At 62.5% G+C, this 18,048-nt stretch carries 19 protein-coding genes; 13 read left to right on the top strand and 6 right to left on the bottom strand.

What is annotated here, in order from left to right; all coding sequences use genetic code 11:
- The first annotated feature begins 50 nt into the window (after positions 1-50).
- The 10 genes from ribD (at position 51) to tolA (ending at position 7,828) form a co-directional block, all read left to right on the top strand.
- Positions 51-1,139 carry a bifunctional diaminohydroxyphosphoribosylaminopyrimidine deaminase/5-amino-6-(5-phosphoribosylamino)uracil reductase RibD gene (ribD, locus tag ACH2CW_RS17080; protein ID WP_395060325.1) on the top strand — a complete coding sequence of 363 codons (1,089 nt, stop codon included), beginning with the start codon at positions 51-53 and terminating at the stop codon, positions 1,137-1,139.
- 187 nt (positions 1,140-1,326) lie between these two features.
- Positions 1,327-1,962, top strand: a complete 636-nt coding sequence (locus ACH2CW_RS17075) for a riboflavin synthase (protein ID WP_395060323.1) — start codon at positions 1,327-1,329, stop codon at positions 1,960-1,962.
- A 4-nt stretch (positions 1,963-1,966) separates the two neighbouring features.
- Complete coding sequence (gene ribBA, locus ACH2CW_RS17070) at positions 1,967-3,079, top strand: bifunctional 3,4-dihydroxy-2-butanone-4-phosphate synthase/GTP cyclohydrolase II (RefSeq protein WP_395060321.1); 1,113 nt, start codon at positions 1,967-1,969, stop codon at positions 3,077-3,079.
- A gap of 3 nt (positions 3,080-3,082) precedes the next feature.
- Entirely contained in the window at positions 3,083-3,547 is a 465-nt protein-coding gene (ribH, locus tag ACH2CW_RS17065; RefSeq protein WP_395060319.1) for a 6,7-dimethyl-8-ribityllumazine synthase, read from the top strand.
- 29 nt (positions 3,548-3,576) lie between these two features.
- Positions 3,577-4,095 (top strand): transcription antitermination factor NusB, encoded by a 519-nt coding sequence (gene nusB, locus ACH2CW_RS17060; protein ID WP_395060317.1) that lies wholly within the window; start codon positions 3,577-3,579, stop codon positions 4,093-4,095.
- Between the two features lie 5 nt (positions 4,096-4,100).
- Positions 4,101-5,306 carry a pyridoxal phosphate-dependent aminotransferase gene (locus ACH2CW_RS17055; protein ID WP_395060315.1) on the top strand — a complete coding sequence of 402 codons (1,206 nt, stop codon included), beginning with the start codon at positions 4,101-4,103 and terminating at the stop codon, positions 5,304-5,306.
- On the top strand, positions 5,303-5,773 hold the full coding sequence (gene ybgC / locus ACH2CW_RS17050; protein ID WP_395060313.1) for a tol-pal system-associated acyl-CoA thioesterase: 471 nt from the start codon (positions 5,303-5,305) through the stop codon (positions 5,771-5,773). The genes ACH2CW_RS17055 and ybgC overlap by 4 nt, the downstream gene beginning before the upstream one ends.
- Complete coding sequence (gene tolQ / locus ACH2CW_RS17045; RefSeq protein WP_188709091.1) at positions 5,770-6,462, top strand: protein TolQ; 693 nt, start codon at positions 5,770-5,772, stop codon at positions 6,460-6,462. Before ybgC ends, tolQ begins: the two co-directional genes overlap by 4 nt.
- Before the next feature lie 6 nt (positions 6,463-6,468).
- Entirely contained in the window at positions 6,469-6,900 is a 432-nt protein-coding gene (locus ACH2CW_RS17040) for an ExbD/TolR family protein (protein WP_395060311.1), read from the top strand.
- Between the two features lie 19 nt (positions 6,901-6,919).
- Entirely contained in the window at positions 6,920-7,828 is a 909-nt protein-coding gene (tolA, locus tag ACH2CW_RS17035; RefSeq protein WP_395060310.1) for a cell envelope integrity protein TolA, read from the top strand.
- Positions 7,829-7,912: 84 nt separating this feature from the next.
- On the opposite strand, the gene dnaE is transcribed toward tolA, so the two are convergent.
- Entirely contained in the window at positions 7,913-11,419 is a 3,507-nt protein-coding gene (gene dnaE / locus ACH2CW_RS17030; protein WP_395060308.1) for a DNA polymerase III subunit alpha, read from the bottom strand.
- Between the two features lie 81 nt (positions 11,420-11,500).
- Between dnaE and ACH2CW_RS17025 the strand changes: the two genes are divergently transcribed.
- Together ACH2CW_RS17025 and egtB are read left to right on the top strand one after the other, a co-directional pair.
- Positions 11,501-12,283, top strand: a complete 783-nt coding sequence (locus ACH2CW_RS17025) for a sulfurtransferase (protein ID WP_395060365.1) — start codon at positions 11,501-11,503, stop codon at positions 12,281-12,283.
- 28 nt (positions 12,284-12,311) lie between these two features.
- Positions 12,312-13,625, top strand: coding sequence for an ergothioneine biosynthesis protein EgtB (gene egtB / locus ACH2CW_RS17020; protein WP_395060306.1), 1,314 nt, complete (start codon positions 12,312-12,314; stop codon positions 13,623-13,625).
- A 9-nt stretch (positions 13,626-13,634) separates the two neighbouring features.
- Here the strand turns inward: egtB and ACH2CW_RS17015 are convergent, their stop codons facing one another.
- The 5 genes from ACH2CW_RS17015 to ACH2CW_RS16995 form a co-directional block, all read right to left on the bottom strand.
- On the bottom strand, positions 13,635-14,519 hold the full coding sequence (locus tag ACH2CW_RS17015; protein ID WP_395060304.1) for a pirin family protein: 885 nt from the start codon (positions 14,517-14,519) through the stop codon (positions 13,635-13,637).
- 109 nt (positions 14,520-14,628) lie between these two features.
- A complete protein-coding gene (locus ACH2CW_RS17010; protein ID WP_395060302.1) occupies positions 14,629-15,036 on the bottom strand; it encodes an OsmC family protein in 408 nt (135 codons plus the stop codon).
- Positions 15,037-15,077: 41 nt separating this feature from the next.
- Entirely contained in the window at positions 15,078-15,632 is a 555-nt protein-coding gene (locus tag ACH2CW_RS17005) for a flavodoxin family protein (RefSeq protein ID WP_395060300.1), read from the bottom strand.
- 72 nt (positions 15,633-15,704) lie between these two features.
- Complete coding sequence (locus ACH2CW_RS17000; protein WP_395060298.1) at positions 15,705-16,115, bottom strand: DoxX family protein; 411 nt, start codon at positions 16,113-16,115, stop codon at positions 15,705-15,707.
- Between the two features lie 108 nt (positions 16,116-16,223).
- Positions 16,224-16,925: a pirin family protein gene (locus ACH2CW_RS16995; protein WP_395060296.1), complete on the bottom strand. Its 702-nt coding sequence runs from the start codon at positions 16,923-16,925 to the stop codon at positions 16,224-16,226.
- Between the two features lie 125 nt (positions 16,926-17,050).
- On the opposite strand from ACH2CW_RS16995, the gene ACH2CW_RS16990 reads away from it, so the two are divergent.
- Positions 17,051-18,040 carry a LysR family transcriptional regulator gene (locus ACH2CW_RS16990; RefSeq protein WP_395060294.1) on the top strand — a complete coding sequence of 330 codons (990 nt, stop codon included), beginning with the start codon at positions 17,051-17,053 and terminating at the stop codon, positions 18,038-18,040.
- Positions 18,041-18,048: the final 8 nt, after the last annotated feature.

Raw genomic sequence — 18,048 nt, 5'->3', positions numbered from 1 at the left:
CCCCCGCTGCTTCGTTGTGTCCCCATAATGCTTTTTGCACGGGAAATTTGATGATCGAACTCGCAATCGAATTTGCCAGCAAATCGCAAAGTCTCTCGTCTCCGAACCCGGCTGTGGGTTGCGTGTTGATGTCTGAAGACGGGCATGTTCTCGGCCAAGGGCACACCCAGCAAGCCGGCGGCCCGCACGCCGAAATCATGGCATTGCGAGATGCGGCAACGCGGGGCAACCCGGTCACCGGAGCCACGGCCTGGGTCAGCCTAGAGCCCTGCTCTCACCATGGCCGCACCGGCCCCTGCTGCGACGCGCTGATCGCCGCTGGCGTCAGGAAGGTCGTGGCCTCCATCGCGGACCCCAACCCCCTGGTGGCAGGACAGGGCTTTGAGCGACTTCGGGCTGCCGGGATTGAAGTCGAGGTCGGTCCCGGCGCCGCCGAATCCCGCGAGCTCAATATCGGCTTTTTCAGTCGCATGATCAGAAAAACCCCCTGGGTGCGCATGAAAGTGGCCGCCTCGCTGGATGGCAAGACCGCGCTGGACAATGGTGCCAGCCAGTGGATCACCTCGGACGCTGCCCGCGCCGACGGTCATGCGTGGCGCGCGCGCGCCTCAGCCGTGCTGACCGGCATAGGAACTGTATTGGAGGACAACCCGCGGCTCGATGTTCGACTTGTGGATGTGCTGCGCCAGCCGCATCTGGTGGTGGTGGACAGCCGGCTGGAAACGCCGCTGGACGCCCGGCTTTTCGTCCCTGGCCGAAAGCTCTTTATCTATGCCGCCGTACAAAATGAGGAAAAGAAGGCAGATCTGGAGGCGCGCGGTGCCACCGTCGTTTATCAGCCGGGCGCCGATGGCAAGGTGGACCTGGCGGCGATGCTGCGGGATCTGGCGCAGCGGGAGGTCAATGAGCTGCATGTGGAAGCCGGGCACAAGCTCAATGGCTCGCTGATCCGCGAGGGCCTGGTGGACGAGTTTGTGGTGTACCTGGCGCCCAAATGGATAGGCCAGGGTGCCGGCATGGCCAACTTCGGCCCCATTACCGATCTGACACAGGCCGTGGCACTGGACTTCGTGTCCACCGACCGGCTGGGCCCCGATCTGCGGATTGTGGCCAGGGTTCGCGGACGCGACCGCTTTTAAGGAAGGGCGGATCAGGATGAGATGCAAGGCGGATTTCGCTGTCAATAGCTGGCATCTTCAGATCTCAACGCAGCAGACCGCCCGATTCCGGGTGATCGCACGCCGCAGGGGGCTTGTTTAGCGTCTTCTCAAGCCCTGATTCGGGGGCCGCGCCATGCGCAGCGGCAATCTCTGCGAAAATACAGCCATGTTTACCGGAATCATTACCGGCGTGGGGCGCATCGTCGCTGTCCATCGCCTGGGCAGCTCTTTGGACCACGGCAAGCGCCTCGACATCGAGGCGCCCGCGGGTTACCTTGACGACGTGGGGCTGGGTGACAGCATCGCGCTCAATGGCGCCTGCATGACGGTCACGACGCTGGCACCCCAAAAAAACCAGTTTTCCATCGAGATTTCTGCCGAATCGCTGGACAAAACCAGCGGTCTGGCCGAAACCGGTCCCATCAATCTTGAAAAAGCCCTGCGCGCCCATGACCGTCTGGGTGGCCACATCGTTGCCGGCCACGTGGACGGCGTCGGTACCATCTCACATTTTGCGCAGATAGGGGAAAGCTGGGAATTGCGGGTTCTGGCGCCCAGGGAACTGGCCAAATACCTGGCTTACAAAGGCTCCATCACCGTCAACGGCGTGAGCCTGACGGTCAACCGGGTGGCCGACCTGGACGGCGCAGCGCCCGGCTGCGAAATCAGCATCAACCTGATCAGCCACACCGTGCAGAACACGGCGTTGGGTCATCTGCGCGTGCAGTCGCAGGTCAACCTCGAAATCGACCTCATCGCGCGTTATGTCGAACGCATGCTCCAAAGCGGAAAGAACCTCTGACCTCATGACAACCGCCATCTCCCCTGTTGAAGACATCGTGGCCGACATGCGCGCTGGCCGCATGGTGATCCTCATCGACGAAGAAGACCGCGAAAACGAAGGCGACCTGGTACTGGCCGCTGATCACGTCAGCGCCGAGGCCATCAACTTCATGGCGCGTTACGGCCGTGGCCTGATCTGCCTGACCCTGACGCGCGAACGCTGCGAGCGGCTGCAACTGCCGCCCATGGTGGCGCGCAACGGCACCAAGATGGGGACAGCCTTCACCGTCTCCATCGAAGCCGCCGAAGGTGTGACCACCGGGATTTCTGCGGCAGACCGGGCGCGCACCGTGCAGGCCGCCGTGGCTCCGCAAGCCCAGGTCAGCGATCTCGTCCAGCCCGGCCACATCTTTCCGCTGCAGGCGGTGGATGGCGGCGTGCTGATGCGTGCCGGCCACACCGAAGCGGGCTGTGACCTGGCCGGCATGGCCGGCTGCTCCCCCTCCGCCGTGATCTGCGAGATCATGAAGGACGATGGCACCATGGCGCGCCTGCCCGACCTGCAGGTATTCGCAGCCGAACACGGCCTGAAAATCGGCACCATTGCCGACCTGATTGAGCACCGCAGCCGCCATGATTCACTGATTGAAAAAATCGGCGAGCGCACCATCCAGACCGCATTCGGCGAGTTTGCCGTGCATGCCTTCAAGGACAAGCCCAGCCAGGGCCTGCACCTGGCGCTGGTCAAGGGCCAATGGGGTCCGAACGAGACCGTGGCAGCCCGTGTGCACGAGCCGCTGTCGGTACTGGACGCGCTGGAAACTGGCCGGTCCATGCATTCCTGGAGCCTGGACCAAAGCCTGGCGCACCTGGCCAAAACCGGCAAAGGCGTGGCGGTGCTGCTCAACTGCGGCGAAAGCGCGGCCCAGTTGCTGGCGCAGTTTGAGGGCACGGCACGCGCCAGCCAGGCGCCCGAGCGCGGTCGCATGGACTTGCGCACCTACGGCGTGGGCGCGCAAATTCTTCGCGAGTGCGGCGTGCACAAGATGGAACTGATGGGCAACCCGCGCCGCATGCCCAGCATGACGGGATACGGGCTTGAGATCACCGGCTATATCGCCAACAAAAAGGAATAAAACGTGTTTGGTGCAGAAAAAGGCTCAGCCGATCATCGGAACGGCAAAAAACTCTCGATAGGCATTGTTCAGGCACGTTTCAACGAAAGCATCACGAATGCCCTGGCGCAGGCTTGCCGGCAGGAGTTGCTGGCGCTGGGTGTCGATGAAAAAAACATCCACCACGTCAAGGTTCCGGGCGCGCTGGAAATTCCGTCGGCCTTGCAGGCGCTGGCCGAGCGCGACCAGTACGACGCGCTGATTGCGTTGGGCTGCATCATCCGTGGCGAGACTTACCACTTTGAACTTGTTGCCAATGAAAGCGGCGCCTCGGTCAGCCGGCTGGCGCTGGACTATCAGTTACCGATCGCGAACGCCATCCTGACCGTGGAAAACCTTGCTCAGGCCGAAGCCCGCCAGGTCGACAAGGGCCGCGATGCGGCGCGGGTCGCCGTGGAAATGGCCAACCTGCTGAACGAACTCTCCTGAACACACCGCAACACATTCTCCAGGCGCGCATGTCCGACACCCCTCCCCTCAAACCCAAACGCCCGCCGCAAACCCGCACCGGCCTGACCGATACCGGCGTCAAAAAGGCCGCCGACAAGTCGGCGCGCACACGCGCGCGCGAATTTGCCCTGCAGGCGCTGTACCAGCATCTGGTGGGCCGCAATGAGGCCGCATCCATCGACGCCTTCACACGCGACCTGGTTGGTTTTCACAAGGCCGACTCGGCGCACTATGACGCGCTGCTTCACGGCTGCATCGGCGAGGCCGCCGCGCTCGACGACAGCTTCACGCCCTTGCTGGACCGCAAGATGGCAGAAATCTCGCCGGTCGAACACGCGGTGTTGTGGATAGGCGCCTACGAGTTCAAGCACTGCCTGGACGTGCCCTACCGCGTGGTCATCAACGAATGTATCGAGCTGGCCAAGGCGTTTGGCGGCACCGACGGTCACAAATACGTCAACGGTGTACTACACAAGCTGGCGCCTGGCTTTCGCGCGGCTGAAGTGGCTGCCGACAAAAAAGCCTGACGCACATGAGTTCTCTGCGGATCGCCTGGCGCGCACAGCGCATCGAGCCCTTTTATGTGATGGAGGTCGCCAAGGCAGCCGCGGCCATGGCCAGGGAAGTGGCGCAGTCCTCACAGCCCATGATTTTCCTGAACATCGGCGAGCCGGACTTCACCGCGCCGCCGCTGGTCCAGCAGGCGGCGGCACGCGCCATCCACAGCGGCAACACGCAGTACACCCAGGCCACCGGTCTGCAGGAGTTGCGTGAACGCATCAGCGGCTGGTATGCCACGCGCTTCAAGGCCGACGTGGCGCCCGGCCGCATCATCATCACCGCTGGCGCATCGGCGGCACTGCAACTGGCCTGCCTGGCACTGATAGAAGCCGGTGACGAGATCCTGATGCCGGACCCGAGTTACCCCTGCAACCGGCATTTTGTCAGCGCGGCTGAAGGCAATGCGGTGCTGGTGCCGACCACCCCCGATGAACGCTACCAGCTCAGCAGCGCCAAAGTGCAAGCCGCCTGGACCGAGCGCACCCGTGGCGTGCTGCTGGCCTCGCCCTCCAACCCGACAGGTACTTCCATTGCGCCGGATGAGCTGCGTCGCATCCACGCGTTTGTGCACAGCCGGGGCGGCATCACCCTGATCGATGAAATCTACCTCGGCCTGAGTTACGAAGAAGACTTCGGTCACACCGCACTGGCCATGGGCGATGGCCTGGGCCACAGCATCATCAGCATCAACAGCTTCAGCAAGTACTTCAACATGACCGGCTGGCGCCTGGGCTGGCTGGTGGTGCCCGACGAACTCGCGCCGGTGATCGAGCGTATCGCGCAAAACCTGTTCATCTGCCCCAGTACCGTGGCGCAGCACGCGGCACTGGCCTGTTTCGAGCCTGAAAGCCTGGCCGAGTACGAACGCCGCCGCGCCGAGTTCAAGGCCAGGCGCGACTATTTCATTCCTGAACTCAATCGGCTGGGCCTGACGGTGCCAGTGATGCCGGACGGCGCGTTTTATGCCTATGCCGACTGCACCGAAGCTGCGAAACGGCTAGGCGTGTCAGGCAGCTGGGACTTCGCTTTCGAACTGATGAAGCGCGCCCACCTGGCTGTCACACCCGGACGCGATTTCGGAACCATGGCACCGGAGCGCTACATTCGTTTTTCCACGGCCAATTCCATGGCACAGCTCAAAGAGGCCGTGGCGCGGCTGGAGGCGGTGCTGGCATGAGTTCGTCCGTTCACCCTGAGCTTGTCGAAGGGCATGGACAAGCTCAGCCAGAACGGGGCTTCGCATGGCCACTGCGCGTGTACTGGGAAGACACCGACGCCGGCGGCATCGTGTTTTACGCCAACTACCTGAAATTTTTTGAACGCTCGCGCACCGAATGGCTCAGATCACTGGGAGTCGAACAACAATCGCTGCGCGAGCGCACCGGTGGCATGTTTGTGGTGACGGAGACCAAGGTGCGTTACCACCGGCCCGCGCGCCTCGACGACGAACTGATTGTTACTGCGAGTCTGATCGAAAAAGGCCGTGCGTCCTTGATAATTGGGCAAAGTGCGCTATTAAAATCAGAGCGCGGGCCGGTGCTGTTGTGTGAAGGCACGATACGCATTGGCTGGGTCGATGCCGCTGGCCTGAAACCTGCACGAATTCCCGCTGACCTCCTTGACCGTCTGGAAACCACAACATGAATCAGGACTTATCCATCGTTAACCTCCTTCTCAACGCCAGTTGGGTGGTCCAGGGTGTAGTGGCCTTGCTGGTCGGCGTGTCGATTGCGAGCTGGGCGGCGATTTTCCGAAAAATCATCTCGCTCAAACGTGTGCAGTCACTCAACGACGAGTTCGACCGCGAGTTCTGGTCTGGCACCAGCCTGAACGACCTGTACGCCGCGGCTACGCAAAACGCCAAAACCAGCGGCCCAATGGAGCGTATTTTTGCCAGCGGCATGCGCGAGTTCCAGAAGCTGCGTGAGCGCCGTATGGCCGATCCCAGCACCCTGCTCGACGGCGCCCGTCGCGCCATGCGCGCCAGCTACCAGCGCGAGGTCGATGCGGTCGAGGCCAATCTGTCCTTCCTTGCCACCGTCGGCTCGGTCTCGCCTTATGTCGGCCTGTTCGGCACGGTCTGGGGCATCATGCACGCCTTCACCGGTCTGGCGGCGCTGGAGCAGGTCACGCTGTCCTCGGTGGCGCCCGGCATTGCCGAAGCGCTGGTGGCTACCGCCATCGGTCTGTTCGCCGCCATTCCAGCCGTGGTTGCCTACAACCGTTTCGCCCACGACATTGACCGGGTCGCCAACAAGCTGGAGACCTTCATCGAGGAGTTCTCCAACATCCTGCAGCGCAACCTGGGTGCGACGTCCCCCTCGGGTCACTAGACAGCCATGCCAGCAGTTTCATCCCGCGGCCGTGGCCGCCGCACCATCAGTGAAATCAACATGGTGCCCTTCATCGACGTGATGCTGGTGCTGCTGATCATCTTCATGGTGACGGCGCCGCTGATCACACCGAGCATGATTGCGCTGCCCAAGGTCGGCAAGGCGCCGGGCCAGCCACCCAAACCAATCCAGATCGAGATCAGCAAGGACGAAGTCATCCAGATCAAGGCGGACGGCCAGTCGGTGTCAGCGCGCCTGGCGGAAGTCGGCGCAGCCGTCAAGCGTCTGCAGCCGTCGGTTCCGGCCGGTGAACAGATCACACCGGTGGTGATCAGCGCCGACAAATCCATCAAGTACGAAACGGTGGTCAAGGTCATGGACGCGCTGCAAAAAGCCGGCGTTGCCCGTGTCGGGCTGTCGGTGCAAACCGGCAACTGACCCGAAGCTCATCCCATCAATGCCCAGCGCCGCCGACCGCCTTGACCTTGTTCCGCAACCCGATCCCGGTGCGCTGCGGTCTTTCGGCCTGGCGCTGTTCGTCCATGCGTTGCTGATCGCTGCGCTGACCTGGGGCATCAACTGGAAGCGCAGCGACCCCGACCTGTCGTTTGAGGCCGAGTTGTGGTCCAGCGTAGCGCAGGAAGCAGCACCCAAGCTCGTCGAGCCCCCACCTGCACCGCCGCCGCCTCCTCCCCCACCGCCCGAACCAGTGGTCAAGGCGCCGCCTCCGCCGCCCGCACCGGATGTGGACATCGCGCTGGAACGCGAGAAAAAGCGCAAGCTGGAGCTGAAGAAGAAGGAAGCGGAACTGGCCAAGACCAAAGCCGAGCAGGAGAAACTCAAAGAGCTTCAGGCCAAAAAAGAAAAAGAGCAGAAGGCGAAAGAAGACCTGGTCAAACGCAAGGCCGAGGAAGCGAAGAAGCTGGAAGCCAAAAAGGCCGAAGACAAAAAAACCGACGCGAAAGATGCGGAGAAGAAAAAACTGGCGGATGCCGCTGCGGAAAAGCTGCGCCAGGACAACATCAAGCGGGCGCTTGGCCTGGCCGGCGCGACCGGCAGTACCGACGCCAAAGGCACGGCGCAAAAAGCCAGCGGCCCCTCAGCGAGCTACGGCGGCAAGGTGCGCGCCAAGGTCAAGCCCAATATCGTGTTCACGGAAGACATCGCCGGCAACCCGACCGCCGAAGTCGAGGTGCGCACCGGGCCGGACGGCACCATCCTCAGCCAGCGCCTGATCAAACCCAGCGGCAACAAGTCATGGGACGATGCCGTGATCAAGGCCATCATCCGCACCGAGACCATGCCGAGAGACGTGGACGGCAGGGTGCCAACGCCCATGATTCTGGAATTCCGGCCCAAGGATTGAGCGCCTGCCTCCAGACTGTGAACTCAGGTTAGCTATACATTTTATAGCTAAAAGCCCATGCCGGACAAGGGCTAGAGCACGATTTCACTCATAAACAATCTGCGCCAGGCCCTGGTCGGCCTGCGCCATCCAGCTCGCCAGCGCCGCGTCGGTCGGAAAGAACTTGGCGGCTTCACCGAGCTGCAGTTCAGCGACCACGCTGCTGCGCCGCAGGCTCAGGCGCACCGGCAGGCCACGGCTGACTTCGCCCTGCTCCGACATTTCCTTGCGCGGCGGAAAGTCGCGCACCATGCGCTGCACGTCCGGCGCGCTGCCGTTGACAGCCACGCGCAGGTACTTGCCGAAGCGGCAACGTGCCGACTCCAGGCTCCAGACCTGCGTCACCTTGAAGCGCCGGCCAAAACGCTCGGACGCCGGTTGCAGGGTGCCTTGCACAATCACCAGTTCGTCGTCCTTGAGCAGGTTGCGGTTGGCGTTGAAGGTGGCCTCATCCACTGACGCTTCCAGCGTGTCGGTCTTGTCGTCCAGCTTGAAGATGATCAGCTTGCCGCGGTTACCGTTGATCACGCGCAGGTCACTGACGATGGCTGCCAGCAGGGTCTGGTCGCGGGAATCGATCAGGTCGTCGATCTTGCGTTTGACAAACTGACGCACCTCGGTCTCGACCTCGTCAAACAGGTGGCCAGACAGGTAGAAGCCAATCGCGGTTTTCTCCTGCACCAGCCGCGCCTTCACACCAAACGGCACGGCGCCCACCAGCGGCGGTTCCTGCGTGCTTGCGGCGTGAGAGTCCATGTCGAACAAGCCACCCTGGTTCACATTGGCTTCGGCCTGCGCGGCAAATTCAAAAGCCCGGTCCACCGACGCCAGCAGCGAGGCGCGATTCAGTTGCAGGTTGTCGAAAGCGCCGGCCTTGATCAGCGCCTCCACCGTGCGTTTGTTCATTTTGGTCTTGTCGACGCGCAGGCAGAAGTCGAACAGGGAGGTAAAGGGCCCGCCTGCCTCGCGCGCCGCCACGATGGCCGCAATCGCCTGCTGACCGGTGCCCTTGACAGCGCCCAGGCCATAACGGATGCTGGTGTTGCTGATCGGTTCGAACCGGTAGTGGCCACGGTTCACATCGGGCGACTCGAAGCTGACGCCCATCTTCTGCGCATCGCCAAACAGGATGCGCAGCTTGTCGGTGTCGCCCATCTCGACCGTCATGTTGGCGCAGAAGAACTCGGCGGTGTAGTGGCGCTTGAGCCAGGCCGTGTGGTAGGCCAGCAGCGCATAGGCGGCCGAGTGCGACTTGTTGAAGCCGTAACCTGCGAATTTCTCCATCAGGTCGAAAACCTCGTCGGCCTTCTCTTGCGTCAGGCCGTTGACACCAGCGCCCTTGCGGAAAATTTCCCGCTGCGAGGCCATCTCCTTCTCGTCTTTCTTGCCCATGGCACGGCGCAACATGTCGGCGCCGCCCAGCGAGTAGCCGCCCAGGATCTGCGCGGTCTGCATCACCTGCTCCTGGTAGACCATGATTCCGTAGGTCTCCTCCAGAATGGGCTTGACACGCGGATCCGGGTACTCGGGGGTTTCCTTGCCCTGCTTGCGTGCAATGTAGGTCGGAATCAGGTCCATGGGACCCGGCCGGTACAGCGCATTCATCGCGATCAGGTCTTCGAGACGGTTCGGCCGCGCGTCCCGCAGCATGCGCTGCATGCCGATACTTTCAAACTGGAACACGGCCTCGGTCTTGCCCTCGGCAAACAGCGCGTAGACCCGCGCGTCGTCGAGCGGCAGGTTCTCGAACTTGAAGTCTTTTTGCGCCGGATGCCGCTGCACGATGAACTCTCGCGCCAGCTCCAGAATGGTCAAGGTGGCCAGGCCCAGAAAGTCGAACTTGACCAGGCCAATCGCCTCGACATCGTTCTTGTCGAACTGGCTGACAGCAGAGGTGCTGCCGGGCTGCAGGTAGAGCGGACAGAAGTCGGTGAGTTTGCCCGGCGCGATCAGCACGCCGCCGGCATGCATGCCGACGTTGCGCGTCAGGCCTTCGAGCTTGCGCGCGAGCTCCAGCAGGGTGCGTACGTCTTCCTCTTTCGCCTCGCGCTCGGCCAGCACAGGTTCGGCCTCCAGCGCGTAAACCATCTTGTCGTTTTTCTTGCGGTCGGCCGGCACCAGTTGCAGCGTCACGGCCTGGCCGGGCTTGTTCGGTACCAGCTTGGAAATGCCGTCGCAAAAGCCATAGGAGAAATCAAGCACACGGCCGACGTCGCGGATCGCCGCACGCGCCGCCATGGTGCCGAAGGTCACGATCTGGCTCACCGCCGCGTGGCCGTATTTGTCCTTGACGTAATCGATGACGCGGTCGCGGTTGGTCTGGCAGAAGTCAATGTCGAAGTCGGGCATGGACACCCGCTCGGGATTCAGGAATCGCTCGAACAGCAGGTTGTACTGCAGCGGGTCCAGGTCGGTGATCTTCAGCGAGTAGGCCACCAGAGATCCCGCGCCGGAACCACGACCCGGCCCGACCGGGCAGCCATTGTTCTTGGCCCAGTTGATGAAGTCGCCGACGATCAGGAAGTAGCCCGGAAAGCCCATCTTGAGGATGGTGTTGATCTCGAACTCCAGCCGCTCCACATACTGCGGCCGCTTGTCGTTGCGGATCGCCTCATTGGGATACAGGTGCGCGAGTCGCTCTTCCAGCCCTTCAAACGAAGCGTAACGAAAATACTCATCGGGCGGCATGCGCAGGCCATTGACCTCGGGCGTGGGGTACTCGGGCAGCATGGCCTTGCCGAGCTCCAGCTTGAGGTTGCAGCGTTTGGCAATCTCCAGCGTGTTCGCCAGAGCAGATGGCAAATCGGCAAACAGCTCGGCCATCTGCGCGGAAGACTTGAAATACTGCTCGCGCGTGAACTTGCGCACGCGGCGCGCGTTGCCCAGAATCTCGCCGCCGGCAATGCAGACACGCGCCTCGTGCGCTTCGTAGTCGTCATAACCCAGAAATTGCACCGGGTGCGTGGCCACCACCGGCAGCTTGAGTCGGGCCGCGAGTTGCACCGCGGCCACCACGTGCTGCTCATCGTCGACGCGTTGAGCGCGCTGCAGTTCGATGTAAAAGCGGTGCGGGAACAAGCCCGCAAAATGCAACGCACATTCCAGCGCACGCGCGCCGTCGCCCTGCACCAGCGCCTGCCCCACCGCGCCGCCCTGCGCGCCCGACAGTGCAATCAGGCCTTCGCCGAGTTCCTGCAGCCATTCGAGGCTGATCACGGCCTGGTCGCGCACCACGCCGCGGGTCCAGGCGCGTGTCAGCAACTCTGACAGGTTCAGATAGCCCTGTCGGTTCTGGACCAGCAGCAGCAGGCGCGCCGGCGGCGCCGTGGCCTCCTTGCCGGGCACCTGCACCCAGACGTCCGCGCCTATCAGCGGCTTGACACCGGCGCCGCGACTTTCCTTGTAAAACTTCACCGTGCCAAACAGGTTGCCCAGGTCGGTAATCGCCAGCGCCGGCTGGCCGTCGGCGGCTGCAGCCTGCACAATTTCATCGATGCGGTTGGTCCCGTCAACGACGGAAAATTCGGTGTGAAGACGTAAATGGACAAACATGGCTTCATTCTAGAGGTGAGCCCGCCGGGGCTTTGTATCAGCACGCTGCCCGCCGCCCAAGCCCTGCCTACAATGACCGGCATCATGCAGATTCTGAACATTGCAGCCTACGAGTTCATCGCCCTGGTCGGCCTGCCGGGGCTGCAGGTCGCGCTGCGTGACGCCGCGCAAAGCCGCGCCCTGCGCGGCACGGTGCTGCTGGCCGAAGAAGGTATCAACCTTTTTCTGGCCGGTGGCAGCAGCGACATTCATGATTTTTTGGCATGGTTGCGCAGGGATCTCCGTTTTGCCGACCTGGAGGTCAAGCAAAGCTGGTCCACTGCCCAGCCCTTTCGCAAGCTGCTGGTCAAGATCAAGCCCGAGATCATCCGCATGGATCACCCGGCGATCCGGCCATCGGCAGGCCGTGCACCGTCGGTGGACGCAGCAACCCTGAGGCGCTGGCTCGATGCCGGCCACGACGACAGCGGCCGTCCCGTCGTCACGCTGGATACGCGCAATGACTTTGAAGCCGACGTCGGCACCTTCAGGAAGGCGATCGACTGGCGCATCAGCAAGTTCACCGAGTTTCCGCAAGCCCTGCTGGCCCATCGTGAGGAACTGGCGGGAAAAACCGTCGTGAGTTTTTGCACCGGCGGCATACGCTGCGAAAAAGCCGCGATTTTCATGCGCGAAGCCGGGGTGGCCCATGTGTTCCAGCTGGAAGGCGGCATTCTGAAATATTTCGAGGCTGAGGGCCACGCGCACTTCGATGGCGAGTGTTTTGTTTTCGATGAACGCCGCGCGGTGGACGCAGCACTGGCACCCAAAGTGGATATCGGCGCCTTGTCCGACAGCCAGCGCGGTCAAACCGTGAAAGGCTGATCGTTTAACCGACTCACAGGTGCACGCCATGCCCTTTTCCCCACATCTCGCGAATCAGCAACCTGCAGACGCCGCCAGCGGCATGGCGCGGCGCTTTGCGCAGGTGCGCCGGCAATCGGTTGCGCTGACATCACCCCTGACCGCCGAAGATTGCCAGTTGCAGTCCATGCCGGATGCCAGCCCTGCCAAATGGCATTTGGCGCACCTCACCTGGTTTTTCGAGACCTTCATCCTGGAGCGATTCGAGCCCGACTTCAAGCCCTACAACGCTGGTTTTCGGGTGCTGTTCAACAGCTATTACAACGGCGTTGGCGACAAACACCCGCGTTCGCAGCGCGGATTGATCAGCCGACCCACGCTCGACGAAGTGCTGGGTTATCGCGCGCAAGTTGACGAGCGCATTCTGACCGTGCTGACCCTGCATCCGGACGATGCAGAACTCAACAAACTGATCACGCTGGGCTTGCACCACGAACAACAGCATCAGGAGCTGCTGCTGACTGACATCAAACACGCGCTGTCCTTCAACCCCGCACGCCCGGCCTATGCGCGCCACTGGCCTCTGGCCGGCATCAGCCTCCAGCCGCAGCGCTGGTTGGGCTTTGAGAGTGGTTTGGGGGAACAAGGCTTCGACTCCAGTCGTGACGGCGACTTTGCCTTCGACAATGAAACACCGCGCCACAAGGTTTACATCGCCCCTTTCGAGATCGGCAGCCGGCTGGTGACCAACGGCGAGATGATGTCCTTCATCGACGACGGCGGCTACCGCCGGCCTGAGCTGTGGCTGTCCATGGGCTGGGACTGGGTACAAGCCACAGGCGCGGCCATGCCGCTGTACTGGCAGACCGACGCCGACGGGGATTACCGGAACTTCACGCTGCAGGGTCTGGTTCAGGTGGACGCACACACACCGGTCTGCCATCTCAGTTATTTTGAAGCTGACGCCTACGCCCGCTGGGCCGGCGCCCGGCTGCCGACCGAGTTTGAATGGGAACTCGCAGCGCGTAGCCTGACGGTTCAACAAATGGCACAGGGCAACTTCGTTGAAAGTGCGGCCTACCACCCGATTGCGCAGCAGCACCAACACCCCGGCAGCCCGGCGCAGATGTTTGGCGATGTCTGGGAATGGACCCAATCCAACCACAACCCCTACCCCGGCTACAAGCCGTGGGAAGGACTGGTCGGCGAGTACAACGGCAAGTTCATGTGCAACCAGTTTGTGCTGCGCGGTGGCTCCTGCGCGACGCCGCTGAGCCACATCCGCGTAAGTTACCGCAACTTCTTCCCGCCGGATGCGCAGTGGCAATTCAGCGGGCTGCGTCTGGCACGTGCTATCACTTGACGCGGTAAGTCACTCTGCGCTGAAACGACGCTCGGGCAGCGGAATCAGTTCCGCATCGCCCGGCACATGGCCCATGGCCTGGGCCTCCCAGTCGCGCGACGCCTGCACGATACGCTCCTTGCGGCTGGACACAAAATTCCACCACATGAAGCGGCGGCCATCGAGCGCATCGCCGCCGATCACCATCAGCCGCGTGGCCTGACCAGCCAGCAGGGTGACTTGAGCATGCGGGGCCAGAACCGCGAGCCGATGCGCCGGCAACAACTCCCCATCGACCGTGATGTCGCCATCGACCGTGTAGATCGCCAGTTCCTGCGCGACCGGGGGCAATTCAAAGGCTTTATCGCCGGCGAGTTGCACATCAAGATACAGCGTAGGCGCAAAGGTCCTGACCGGCGACTTGTTGCCAAAGGCCTCGCCGATCAACACACGCACTTGTGTCCCGTTCAGCACCATTGAAGGAATCGCGTCGGCGGGTGTGTGTTCGAAGTCGGGTGTGACTTCCTCGTGTTCACGCGGCAGCGCGGCCCAGAGCTGGATGCCGTGGTTGACATAATTGCTGGCTTTCAGATCCTGCGGTCCACGCTCCGAATGCACAATGCCGCGGCCCGCCGTCATCCAGTTGATCGCGCCGGGCGCGATGCGTTGTTCGAACCCCAGACTGTCACGGTGCATGATGGCGCCGTCGAACAGATAAGTCACCGTGGCCAGGCCGATGTGGGGATGCGGGCGCACATCATGCGAGCCGCCAGGCGCTATCGTGACCGGGCCGAAGTGGTCGAAAAACAGGAAGGGGCCGACCGACTGCCGCTGCGCCGCGGGCAGCAAGCGCCGCACGGTGAAGCCACCACCGAGGTCCTTGTCGTGGCCCCCCAGTGTCATGAGCACACTCATGTGTCACCTCCCGTACGCCAACGAAAGCGCGCGCCCCAAGGCGTCGGCTCCCTGCTGGCATTCGCCTGCCGTCGATCCCCCGCTATGCCGGGGCCCCTCGCCAAGTGGCTCATGCCAGCCTCTGCACCTGCGTGCTGATCTCGGTGGTGACGGTGGCCATCAGTTTGTGAACCGGGCATTTTCTGGCGACCGCCTCAAGCTCCTGCAACTGCGCGTCGCTGAGTGCGCCACGGATCTGCAAGGTCGCGGTCAGTTTGTAAATGCCGGCACGCTCCCCGGAATCGTCGCGTGTGACCACCGTGTTGACGTCGTCCACCGGAATACCCTTCTTGCGGGCGTACCACATCACCGTGATCGCCTTGCAGGCCCCCAGCGCCGCATCGTAGAGGTCATGCGGGCTGGGACCGGCATCGTCGCCGCCCTCGGCAAGGGTGGCGTCGGCGGTCAACGTGTGACGGCCTGTCACCACGGTTTGCGCGAGCTCGTGGTTTTTGTCGCGGGTCAATTCAACAGGCATGGGACCTCCTTGGATACGGGACCTTGCTCACGCAATGTCGCTCAAACTTTGAAACGTGCACCGACCGCGGCCACACGTTCACCAAAAACCCGCGCAGATTCCAGATCGCCGGGCGGCATGTCACCAGCGCCCGCATCTGCCGGGGCCTGGCCGATGGCGCCGCTGTAGGAGCCGAGGTAGTTCGGGTCGTTACGCTGCGATGCCTTGCTGTTGCTGGGCATCACACCCTGGCTCACCCACAGGCCGCCATGTTGCATCGCCAGCGTGAAGAGATAGTTCAAGGTCGAGGATTTGTCGCCATTCATGGCCGCACTGTGGGTAAAACCGGCGAACAGCTTGTCTTTCCAGCCCTGGGTGTACCAGACCTTCGATGACGCATCGGCAAACTTCTTGAACTGCCAGCTCACGCTGCCCATGTAAGTGGGCGAGCCCATGATGATGGCATCGGCTGCGGCCAGCGCCTCCCAGCCGCCATCGGGCAAATTGCCCTCGGCATCGATAGCCAGCAGGTCGGCGCCTGCGCCATCAGCCACCGCCTGCGCCATGCGCTGGGTGTGGCCATAGCCGGAGTGGTAAAGCACCACAACTGTTGTCATTGTCTGGTTCCTCAATTAAAAAAAGGCCAGCCGGCAAAGGCTGGCCTGACGCACGTCTTCAGCGCAACGCCATCAACCCTTGAGCTTGGCGTCCAGGCTCCAGGCGCCGGGGCCCCAGGCGACGATGGTGAGCAGCCCGCCAACCACGGCGATGTTCTTGAAAAAGGCCTGTTGCTGCTGCATGACCTGTTCGGCGGGCACCGACCAGTAGGCGTGGAAGATGACGGTGATCACGGCAGTGAAGATCGCAATGCCGAGCGCCGCCCAGCGGGCTTGAAAGCCCACCAGCAGCAGCAGGCCGAGACCCAGCTCAACCGCGATGGCAATGGCCGCTGCGACCTCGGGAAGCGGAACACCCTTGGACGCGATGTAGCCGGTGACGCCAGCAAATCCGGCTATTTTTCCGAAGCCAGCCGGAATGAACAGCAGCGCGATCAGCACGCGGCCTATCAGGGAAAACGGGTTTTGCAGTGAGTTGAGCATGAGAAGCCTTTTTGGAAAGTGATAGAAAACAAAATAATGAACCTAAGCGCTGTGGCGCGCAAGTCAGTGTGTACCGCAATCAGGGAAGTTCCGCGCCGGTTCTGATACTCAGGGTGCCAGATCGAACACCAGCACCTCCGCATCCTTGCCGCCAGAAAGTTGCAGGCGGCTTTCGCCCTCCAGCTTGGCAGCATCGCCGGCGGCCAGCGACTTGCCGTTGACATTGAGCTCGCCACGCACCAGTTGCACATAGGACTTGCGGCCTGGATCCAGCGCCAGCTCCGCGCGTTCATCACCGTCGAACAATCCGGCATACAGCTTGGCATCGGCGTGTAACGTGACCGAACCTTCGGCGCCATCGTTGGACGCCACCAGCCGAAGCGCGCCGCGTTTTTCGGCAGTTGCAAAGGTTTTCTGCTCGTAGCCGGGTGCGATACCCGTGACATTGGGTTCGATCCAGATCTGCAAAAAGTGCGTTGTCGCATCTTCCGCATGGTTGAACTCGCTGTGCTGGATGCCACGGCCGGCGCTCATGCGCTGCACGTCGCCCGGTGGGATGGAGGCGCCGTTGCCTATGCTGTCCTTGTGCCCGATGGCGCCACTCATGACATAACTGATGATTTCCATGTCACGGTGACCGTGTGTGCCGAAACCGGTGCCCGGCGCGATCCGGTCTTCGTTGATGACGCGCAGATTGCCGAAGCCCATGTGGGCAGGGTCGTAATAACCGGCAAAGGAAAACGAGTGGTACGACTTGAGCCAGCCGTGGTCGGCATAACCGCGTTCGGCGGATTTTCTCAGGGTGATCATGGGGTTGTCCTTTCACTTTCAGAGAGGGAGGTTGGTTTCTTCCCGATGACTCCAATGTAGGGGGGCTTGTCCGCTTGGTCATTGCCGCTGTTTGATGGCATCATTCAAATTATTTGAATGAAATCATGCACAGTGTTCGCGATGCCCTGACCCCCGAAGCCCTGGGCCTGATAGAGGCCGTACACCGCACGGGCAGCCTGGCCGCGGCGGCGCGCGAGCTCGGCGTGGTGCCCAGTGCGCTGACCTACCGCGTGCGGCAGATGGAGGACGCGCTCGACGTGCTGCTGTTTGACCGCTCCTCGCGCCAGGCGCGTCTGACCGAAGCCGGCCACGAACTGCTACGGGAGGGCAACCGCCTGCTGATCGAACTTGATGCCGTGGCCCACCGCGTGCGGCGCGTCGCCACCGGCTGGGAGCCGCAACTGACGATCACCGCAGACGGCGTGGTGTCCAGCACCACCTTGTTTGAACTCTGCGAGGCCTTTTACGCGCTGAATCCGCCAACCCGACTGCGTCTTCGCTCCGAGACGCTGTCGGGCACCTGGGAAACCCTGGTCTCGGGCCAGGCCGACCTGGCCATCGGCTGCGTGGTGGAAGTTTCGCAGTCACGCGGCATCCTGAACCGTCCCATGGGCCAGCTGGCCTTTGTCTATGCGGTGGCACCGCACCACCCGCTGGCCGGCATCAACAGCAGCATCAGCGATGAACTGCTGCAACAGCACCGCGCTGTGGCCGTGGCTGACACCACCGTGCGCGGCAGCGGCCTCAGTGTCGGACTGCTGGGCGGCCAGGATGTGCTGACGGTGCCCACCATGCAGCACAAGCTGGAGGCCCAGTTGCGCGGCATGGGCTGCGGTTTTTTGCCCGAGTGCCTGGCCCGGCCCTACATCGCCGCCGGACGGCTGGTGGTCAAGGCGGTGGACCGTCCGCGCAGCCCGATGGCCATGAGTTATGCCTGGCGCGGCGCCACCCCCACAGCGGTCAAAAAAGGCGGCAAGGCGGCGGTCCCGCCTGCCCCGACGGGTGCGCCGGGCCGCGCCCTGAGCTGGTGGCTGGAGCAACTGTCCAGCCCGCAGACGCAACTGGCATTGCTGGAGCGTCACCACAGCGTGTAGAGTGCAGC

The sequence above is a fragment of the Polaromonas sp. genome, from assembly GCF_043778355.1.
Classification (GTDB): Bacteria; Pseudomonadota; Gammaproteobacteria; order Burkholderiales; family Burkholderiaceae_C; genus Polaromonas.
This window is presented reverse-complemented; position numbering and strand designations above follow the sequence as displayed.

What these genes read in the sequence shown, in the direction of transcription:
- ACH2CW_RS16995 (WP_395060296.1), bottom strand. Translation starts at nt 16,925, where the DNA reads ATGATCACCCTGAGAAAATCCGCCGAACGCGGTTATGCCGACCACGGC.
- dnaE (WP_395060308.1), bottom strand. Translation starts at nt 11,419, where the DNA reads ATGTTTGTCCATTTACGTCTTCACACCGAATTTTCCGTCGTTGACGGG.
- ACH2CW_RS17055 (WP_395060315.1), top strand. Translation starts at nt 4,101, where the DNA reads ATGAGTTCTCTGCGGATCGCCTGGCGCGCACAGCGCATCGAGCCCTTT.
- ACH2CW_RS17075 (WP_395060323.1), top strand. Translation starts at nt 1,327, where the DNA reads ATGTTTACCGGAATCATTACCGGCGTGGGGCGCATCGTCGCTGTCCAT.
- nusB (WP_395060317.1), top strand. Translation starts at nt 3,577, where the DNA reads ATGTCCGACACCCCTCCCCTCAAACCCAAACGCCCGCCGCAAACCCGC.
- ACH2CW_RS17000 (WP_395060298.1), bottom strand. Translation starts at nt 16,115, where the DNA reads ATGCTCAACTCACTGCAAAACCCGTTTTCCCTGATAGGCCGCGTGCTG.
- ribBA (WP_395060321.1), top strand. Translation starts at nt 1,967, where the DNA reads ATGACAACCGCCATCTCCCCTGTTGAAGACATCGTGGCCGACATGCGC.
- tolQ (WP_188709091.1), top strand. Translation starts at nt 5,770, where the DNA reads ATGAATCAGGACTTATCCATCGTTAACCTCCTTCTCAACGCCAGTTGG.
- tolA (WP_395060310.1), top strand. Translation starts at nt 6,920, where the DNA reads ATGCCCAGCGCCGCCGACCGCCTTGACCTTGTTCCGCAACCCGATCCC.
- ACH2CW_RS17015 (WP_395060304.1), bottom strand. Translation starts at nt 14,519, where the DNA reads ATGAGTGTGCTCATGACACTGGGGGGCCACGACAAGGACCTCGGTGGT.
- ACH2CW_RS16990 (WP_395060294.1), top strand. Translation starts at nt 17,051, where the DNA reads ATGCACAGTGTTCGCGATGCCCTGACCCCCGAAGCCCTGGGCCTGATA.
- ribD (WP_395060325.1), top strand. Translation starts at nt 51, where the DNA reads ATGATCGAACTCGCAATCGAATTTGCCAGCAAATCGCAAAGTCTCTCG.
- egtB (WP_395060306.1), top strand. Translation starts at nt 12,312, where the DNA reads ATGCCCTTTTCCCCACATCTCGCGAATCAGCAACCTGCAGACGCCGCC.
- ACH2CW_RS17040 (WP_395060311.1), top strand. Translation starts at nt 6,469, where the DNA reads ATGCCAGCAGTTTCATCCCGCGGCCGTGGCCGCCGCACCATCAGTGAA.
- ACH2CW_RS17010 (WP_395060302.1), bottom strand. Translation starts at nt 15,036, where the DNA reads ATGCCTGTTGAATTGACCCGCGACAAAAACCACGAGCTCGCGCAAACC.
- ybgC (WP_395060313.1), top strand. Translation starts at nt 5,303, where the DNA reads ATGAGTTCGTCCGTTCACCCTGAGCTTGTCGAAGGGCATGGACAAGCT.
- ACH2CW_RS17005 (WP_395060300.1), bottom strand. Translation starts at nt 15,632, where the DNA reads ATGACAACAGTTGTGGTGCTTTACCACTCCGGCTATGGCCACACCCAG.